Origin of the sequence: Bradyrhizobium sp. Arg816 (genome assembly GCF_029989365.1) — a bacterium.
Classification (GTDB): Bacteria; Pseudomonadota; Alphaproteobacteria; order Rhizobiales; family Xanthobacteraceae; genus Bradyrhizobium.
Map to the genome: position 1 here is coordinate 1 of NZ_JAPRAQ010000076.1, position 1,377 is coordinate 1,377.

General features: G+C 60.6%; 1 protein-coding gene. It reads right to left on the minus strand.

The window, feature by feature from the left end; all coding sequences use genetic code 11:
• Positions 1 to 261 precede the first annotated feature (261 nt).
• The gene (locus tag OWC48_RS45875) at positions 262 to 1,296 is read right to left on the minus strand and encodes an IS110 family transposase (RefSeq protein WP_282525906.1); all 1,035 of its coding nucleotides are present in this window, start codon (positions 1,294 to 1,296) and stop codon (positions 262 to 264) included.
• Between the last annotated feature and the right edge of the window lie 81 nt (positions 1,297 to 1,377).

Sequence of the window (1,377 nt, forward strand, 5' to 3'; positions counted from 1 at the left end):
GTACTCATCTGTGGACGCCCCGCCAGATGCAAGCGGTTTTTGAGGAAGATTGGCACGTAGTCGGATGCTGCCATCTGTCCGGCCTCTGATGCAGCGATGGAGCTGCGGGCCTGTATGGGAGTTCGCGGACCGGAACCAAATCATAAATGCGTGCTCTAGGCACGATGAGTACATCTGGTTCTTCCGGCCCCGTCTCGCCGACTGTTGCGCCATACCCTCCTTCGACCGACTACACCTCTGACGACCTCGGGCCCACCAAGATCACGCCTTGGCTGCGACCGGAGCCCTGTAATTTTCCTGCTTTACAAGTAGCGCCCAGACGATCCGCGCCATCTTGTTGGCGAGCGCGATGGTCACCAGCATGCGCGGTTTGCGAGCCAGCATCTGTTCGAGCCACGAACCCCTTGGCGCGCCGCGTTTGCTTGCCTGTTGCACGACCGCGCTGCTGCCGATGATGAGGAGGCGCCTGAGCGTGCGTTCGCCCATCTTGGATGTCGCACCGAGCTTCTGCTTGCCGCCTGTCGATCTTTGAAGAGGCGTGAGACCCAACCAAGCGGCGAAGTCACGGCCTTTGGCAAAGGTCTCGGCCGGCGGTGCTAGAGCGGCGATCGCGGTGGCGGAGATTGGGCCAACGCCGGGAACGGTCATTAGCCGGCGTGATACTTCGTCCTCGCGAGCACGTCGCGCGATTTCCTGGTCGAGGTCCGCGACCTTGCCATTGAGGTCGGTCAGCAGGTCCAACATCAATCGGAACATGGCGTGGGCCGCTTTGGGGAGCGAGCTGGCCATCTCTTCTTCCTCGATCAGGTCGGTAAGCATCGTCACGTGCGACGGCCCCTTAGGTGCGACCCATCCATATTCAGTGAGGTGTCCCCGGATCGCGTTGATGAGCTGCGTTCGCTGCCGCACTAACAGGTCACGGGTCCGAAACACCAGACCCGCCGCCTGTTGCTGTTCGCTCTTCACGGCCACGAACCGCATGCTCGGCCGCTGCGCTGCTTCGCAGATCGCCTCGGCATCGATCGCGTCATTCTTTTGCCGCTTCACAAACGGCTTTACGTAGGCGGGAGGGATCAGCCGAACTTCATGGCCAAGCTGGGCGAGCTGCCGGGCCCAGTGATGGGCTCCGCCACATGCCTCCAGAGCTACCGTGCAACTCGGCTGGGCTGCAAAGAAATCCAGCAGCTTTCCTCGGCTGATCCGTTTGCTGAATATAGCTCGCCCTTTCCCGTCTGCTCCATGAGCGTGGAAAACATGCTTGGCGATATCCAGACCGATTATGATAACCTCTGACACGGACGCCTCCCTTAAGTGGTGCTCAACAACTCCACTTTGGCACATCGATGCCGTCGGGCGGGGCGTCCACCCCATCATAAA